We start from the raw sequence: 5,409 nt of genomic DNA, 5'->3' as shown, positions 1-5,409 counted from the left end.
TCGGAAAATCGCTGTAACTAACTAAATTTCAAATATTTCAAAGAACTCTTTTAGATTTTAATGGGACAACAATGTTTGTAAAAGGTAAAACAATATGCGTTTTTCAGATACAGAGAACAATATGACCTTTTGCATAGGTGTGTGTTGGTTAGGAACTCCAAATATGGAGTCGTTGCAGAAAATAATGATGAACTTGAATATTATTGATAAGGATGGAAACAATGGAAGCTAATGAACTGATGCGATATGCCTATGAATTACTGCAAGGGCATTCGAATGAAGAATGTGCCCGAATATTAAGAGAAGTGGTGGCCGAGTGTCAGGTGTGTATAAAGAACTGTGAAGAAGGTGTTTTCGAAAATATGCTAAAGTAATAACAACAAGAATATGGAAATTACTCATAAAAATCAAGGAGAACTTGACTCAACCATGCTCCCATTCGTGATGAGAGAGCTGGTAGAACTGGTCATGAAGAAAAAGGCATTGCCTTTAGGCGATGCACTGTATTATATATATTCTTCCAAGTTGTATAAATCTTTGCTGGATAAGAGTACCAAGTTATGGTATTCAAGTACATTGTCGCTTTATGAAACATTGGAGAAGGAAAAAACAGAAGAAAAACGACGGTATAACGGTGACACGAAGATCCTGCTTTTCAAGATGTTCTGCATTGAGAATTATAGGGAGGAAAAGAAACAAAGTGCGGAAGAAACCTTGTTGTTGTTTTCGGACTATGGGGTTTTTGATTTTTTGGATGAGACTTTTGAAATGCTTCATACCCAAGACCCCGAATATATATTAGATACTATAACGACTTATATCAATAAAAGAAAATGAGACTATTTCATGGATCTACAGTTACCGTGAAACGCCCTAATATACAGAAAGGACGGAAGGCTACGGACTTTGGGAAGGGATTTTATACGACAACCAACTTTGAACAAGCAAAAAAATGGGCTTTGTTGAAGAAGAACAGGGAACAGAGCGAAAAAGCAATCGTCTCTGTTTATGAAGTTCCCGATGATATTCTTGATAGGGAATATCCGGTTCTTCGGTTTATGGGTGCAACAAAAGAATGGCTGGAGTTTGTTGTCAACAACCGCAGAGGAAGAGAAAACGGTGACTATGACCTAATAATGGGGCCTGTCGCAAATGACCAGTTATATGCGACAATTCGGCTTTATGAACAGAGAGTTGTTACGGCTGAAGCCGCTATTGAGATGCTGAAAGCGCATAAGTTGTTCAATCAGCTTTCATTTCATACGGTAACAGTCGCTTTGTTGTTGAAGTTTGTTGAATCAATTGAAGTGGGGTAAAGAATATGTGAAGTGAAAATAGGGGGAAGTTTATCCCCCAATGGTAAGGTTGTTTTTTGCGTCCACTTAGTTTTTTCCCACCCACCCTTTCAGCGGAGTGACTGCCCGGCAGTCTGTTGCTTACCCATATGTCCTAGCCTTTTAGGGCTGTAGATAGGTAGTTGGATATTTCGCTGCCAAATCGGCAGTCCGCTTCAATCGTTTGCTTGCTTTTCTCCGAGTGGAGCCTTTCTGCTTTTCCGGTGGTGTAATCTTCTTTTATTGGAAACAGGTGTAGTGGCTGTATGCCTGTGTGGTTATGTTCTCCCGCAGAATCCGCAAGTCAGTTCTTCCGTTGCAGCTTTTCATTTTATCGTGCAGTCACTTTTTTCGATACGTGGAATATGATATGCTTCATTCTTCGGCTTCATTTTTTTAAAAGGAATTGCAGATGTTTCTTCCGGTGTGTCGATAGGCGGCTGACCATCTTTTCGGGATGTGCCATGCTTGCTGTCTAACCGGTTGTTTTTTGCATCCTTTCCAAACCTGTTACTGATTTTCAAGTTTTGTCTTTTTCATATCATTTTTTAGGGAAGTCAAATCATTTTCCGTTGCAAATATAGATTGTTGCTAACCCCTTTTACGGGGATAAGGGGACGATTCACAAACACCACGTTGTTATTCGTCTGAAATCTTCCTTTTTTTGCCTTGCACAAAAAGCGTATTTAACCCGAATTATTCGTTGCCATCTTCACCAATAAAAAAGTTACAAATCTTCCTTTTTCCGGCCAGCATAAAAAGAGTATTTATATCTTTTTTCATGGTGTCCCCCAAAGCCAACAATCAGTTATTGCACTGTAAAATTGATTAATTAACTTCTAAAAAATCAGAGATATGAAAAAGATTGAAAATTCATTCGCAGTAACAGGCAGGATTTGTAGGGATGCAGAAATCCATTTATTCGAAATAGTAAAGGTTGCACACTTCTCTATTGTGGTCAGTCGCATAGGCAAGATAAATGAAGAAAAAACATTTGTTTCCTCTGTTATGAAAGTTGAAGCCTAGAGTAAGATGGAAGACCGCTATGCTTTTTGGATACTGCAAAAAGATGTACTGATTACCGTTGAAGGCTACTTTAAGCCGGAAGAATGGACGGATTCTAAAAGTGGGGAGAAACGTAACCGCATTGTGATGGTAGCTACTAAGTTCTACCCGACTCCGGAAAAATAAGAACCCCCGGACTAAAAAGAAAAAGCAATCAAACGATTGAAGCGGCACAAGGTCGCTTCAATCGTTTGCTAATGCGGCAGAAGATTATAAAAAAAGTGTTTCTTAATTTGGTGATTTTCAGATTTATCGGTATTTTTGTATCAAAAATGATACCTAAATATGTTTTTCTATGAAAAGATTATATGATACATATACAATATACGAATTTTCAGATGAATGTATTGTAAAGGAAATCTGCAAGAGAGTTAAGTCTATAAGACTTAGCTGCTGTTTTTCCCAGCAAGAATTTGCGGATAAGGCAGGAGTATCTATCGTTACTATTAAGAGAATAGAATCTTGTAAAGTAAGTGATATTGCCCTAAGTACATTGCTTAAGATTTTGCGTATAAGTGGAACTCTTGAAGGCGTTGTCGGTTTGGTTCCGGAACTTCCAGACTCCCCTTTCCTAATCAATGAAAAAACAGGTAAAAGAATACAAAGAATTAACGGTAAACGTAAGATGGTATGAAGAAAGAGCCGATTATAGTGAATGTATATCTGTGGGGGACTTGCATTGGCAAATTGAATTGGGACTTTGAAAAGCATTGTTCTGTATTCCAATTTACGGATGAATATAGGAAACAAGATTATGATATATGCCCTTCCACACACCCTAAGAGAACCCCTTTGTTTGCGTCTTTCTATGGGAATAAAGATAAATTATATCAAGGGCTTCCGGAATTTCTTGCAGATGCGCTTCCTGACAAATGGGGGGCTTCCCTATTTGACCAATGGCTCACGGATAATAATATAAAGGTTACGGAATCATTGCCTCTATTGAAGCTCTCTTATATTGGCAAGAGGGCTATGGGAGCATTGGAATTTGAACCGGAATTTAATGATGATGCCATCCATGAGTCAGTAAATATGTCATCATTGGCAACTTTGGCTTCTAAAATATATAATGATCGAGATGCTGCTGTCATATCACCGGAGGATAGCCTCACGATGAAAAAGTTGATATATCTTGGAACTTCTGCCGGTGGCATGCGCCCGAAGGCAGTGATTGCCTATAATCTCGAAACGGAAGAGTTTCGTTCCGGCCAGGTGGATTTGCCTGAAAATTTTAAGCAGTATATCATCAAATTTAAAGAAGCAGATGACTCTCCTACCACAGAGATAGAAATGGTATATAGCGAAATGGCAAAGGCGGCGGGAATCAACATGATGCCATGCTTCCTGAAAGAAATTGATGGAAGAAATCATTTCGTAACGGAAAGATTTGATCGTAAGAATGGAGAAAAGCTCTTTAGTCAGACCCTTGCGGCCATTATGCCGGGTGCAGATGATTATATGAAGCTGTGTTGGATAGCAGAGACTCTGAAACTTCCCCAGGAAGACAAAGATCAGATATTTATCAGAATGGTATTTAATTATGTCGCAGGTATATCCGATGATCATAATAAGAACATATCGTTTATCATGGATAAGGCAGGGGTATGGCGTTTATCACCTGCATATGATGTAATGTTCACGGCAAATACATGGGAAAATTCTTCAGCACACATTCATTCGATGGGCGTGATGGGCAAAAGGTCTGCCTTGACTACAAGTGATTTCGTCAACTTTGCCGAGGATTTTGTAGAGGAGCCCGAAAAGAAGATATTACAGGTGTTCGATGCTGTAAGCAAATTTCAATCGTTATGCGCCACGTATGGCATAGATAAGGCTATATTTGATAAAATCCAACATGTATTGGATGGATTGGTCACTGATGATTTGGATTTGCTGCAATTAACTTAAAGAACAGTAGATGGTGATAGTTGCTCCAGTCTTTTCTGGAACGGCTTTCTTTTCTTTTGAGATCTTTATACCCCTATTTGTTATTTTGGAGAAAGTCACATGTTTCCCACCCACCCTTTCAGCGGAGTGACTGTCCCCGTTTCAGGATTTCTCATAGTCACTCGCAGGCTCCGTGATTGTGTGAAATCCAGGAATGGGGAAGGCAAAGGAGAGAGGCATATCCGGTCTGCTTTCGGAGCTTCGGCCACATCGAGACAACCTCTTTCCGGCGGCTATGCCACTCTCCTTTTATTTGCCCGGCAGTCTGTTGCTTACCCATATGCCCCAGCCTTTTAGGGCTGTATATAGGTAGTCGGATATTTCGCCGCTAAATCGGCAGTCCGCTTCAATCGTTTGCTTGCTTTTCTCCGAGTGGATGCCTTTCTGTTTTTCCGGTTGTATAATCTTCTTTTTCCGGAAACAGTTGTAGTGGCTGTATGCCTGTATGGTTATGTTCTCCCCGCAGAATCCGCAAGTCTGTTCTTCCGTTGCAGCCTTTCATTTTATCGTGCAGTCACTTTTTTCGATACGTGGAATATTGTATGCTTCATTCTTCGGCTTCATTTTTTTAAAAGGAATTGCAGAGGTTTCTTCCGGTGTGTCGATAGGCGGCTGACCATATTTTCGGAATGTGCCATGCTTGCTGTCTGACCGGTTGTTTTTTGCATCCTTTCCAAACCTGTTGCTGATTTTCAAGTTTTGTCTTTTTCATATCATTTTTTAGGGAAGTCAAATCATTTTCCGTTGCAAATATAGATTGTTGCTAACCCCTTTTACGGGGATAAGGGGACGATTCACAAACACCACGTTGTTATTCGTCTGAAATCTTCCTTTTTTTGCCTTGCATAAAAAGCGTATTTAACCCGAATTATTTGCTGCCATCTTCACCAATAAAAAAGTTACAAATCTTCCTTTTTCCGGCCAGCATAAAAAGAGTATTTATATCTTTTTTCATGGTGTCCCCCAAAGCCAACAATCAGTTATTGCACTGTAAAATTGATTAATTAACTTCTAAAAAATCAGAGATATGAAAAAGATTGAAAATTCATTCGCAGTAACAGGT

8 protein-coding genes and 1 pseudogene are annotated in these 5,409 nt (G+C 39.5%); 6 read left to right on the top strand and 3 right to left on the bottom strand.

Annotated features, from left to right (window positions below; translation table 11 throughout):
- The first annotated feature begins 212 nt into the window (after positions 1 to 212).
- The 3 genes from KFO40_RS24950 to KFO40_RS24940 are packed head-to-tail and all read left to right on the top strand — an operon-like array spanning position 213 to position 1,316.
- Positions 213 to 374 (top strand): hypothetical protein, encoded by a 162-nt coding sequence (locus KFO40_RS24950; protein ID WP_007564662.1) that lies wholly within the window; start codon positions 213 to 215, stop codon positions 372 to 374.
- 13 nt (positions 375 to 387) lie between these two features.
- Positions 388 to 837 (top strand): DUF3791 domain-containing protein, encoded by a 450-nt coding sequence (locus tag KFO40_RS24945; protein ID WP_005868755.1) that lies wholly within the window; start codon positions 388 to 390, stop codon positions 835 to 837.
- Positions 834 to 1,316, top strand: coding sequence for a DUF3990 domain-containing protein (locus KFO40_RS24940; protein ID WP_005868753.1), 483 nt, complete (start codon positions 834 to 836; stop codon positions 1,314 to 1,316). Before KFO40_RS24945 ends, KFO40_RS24940 begins: the two co-directional genes overlap by 4 nt.
- A gap of 344 nt (positions 1,317 to 1,660) precedes the next feature.
- Here KFO40_RS24940 and KFO40_RS24935 read toward each other — a convergent pair whose 3' ends face one another.
- On the bottom strand, positions 1,661 to 1,858 hold the full coding sequence (locus KFO40_RS24935; protein WP_007564664.1) for a hypothetical protein: 198 nt from the start codon (positions 1,856 to 1,858) through the stop codon (positions 1,661 to 1,663).
- A 331-nt stretch (positions 1,859 to 2,189) separates the two neighbouring features.
- Between KFO40_RS24935 and KFO40_RS24930 the strand changes: the two are divergent.
- From KFO40_RS24930 to KFO40_RS24920, 3 genes and pseudogenes are all read left to right on the top strand, one after another.
- Positions 2,190 to 2,525, top strand: a pseudogene (locus tag KFO40_RS24930) (single-stranded DNA-binding protein).
- Between the two features lie 169 nt (positions 2,526 to 2,694).
- Positions 2,695 to 3,033 carry a helix-turn-helix domain-containing protein gene (locus KFO40_RS24925; RefSeq protein WP_005868750.1) on the top strand — a complete coding sequence of 113 codons (339 nt, stop codon included), beginning with the start codon at positions 2,695 to 2,697 and terminating at the stop codon, positions 3,031 to 3,033.
- Positions 3,030 to 4,307: a type II toxin-antitoxin system HipA family toxin gene (locus KFO40_RS24920; RefSeq protein WP_005868749.1), complete on the top strand. Its 1,278-nt coding sequence runs from the start codon at positions 3,030 to 3,032 to the stop codon at positions 4,305 to 4,307. Before KFO40_RS24925 ends, KFO40_RS24920 begins: the two co-directional genes overlap by 4 nt.
- Positions 4,308 to 4,464: 157 nt before the next feature.
- Here KFO40_RS24920 and KFO40_RS24915 read toward each other — a convergent pair whose 3' ends face one another.
- Together KFO40_RS24915 and KFO40_RS24910 are read right to left on the bottom strand one after the other, a co-directional pair.
- Positions 4,465 to 4,626, bottom strand: coding sequence for a hypothetical protein (locus KFO40_RS24915; RefSeq protein ID WP_005868748.1), 162 nt, complete (start codon positions 4,624 to 4,626; stop codon positions 4,465 to 4,467).
- Between the two features lie 218 nt (positions 4,627 to 4,844).
- The gene (locus KFO40_RS24910) at positions 4,845 to 5,042 is read right to left on the bottom strand and encodes a hypothetical protein (RefSeq protein WP_007564676.1); all 198 of its coding nucleotides are present in this window, start codon (positions 5,040 to 5,042) and stop codon (positions 4,845 to 4,847) included.
- Positions 5,043 to 5,409: the final 367 nt, after the last annotated feature.

Source organism: Bacteroides sp. 1001302B_160321_D4, from assembly GCF_015667765.1.
GTDB classification, from domain to species: domain Bacteria; phylum Bacteroidota; class Bacteroidia; order Bacteroidales; family Bacteroidaceae; genus Bacteroides; species Bacteroides xylanisolvens.
Note: the sequence above shows the minus strand (reverse complement) of the source record. Positions and strands in the feature narration are given on the sequence as shown.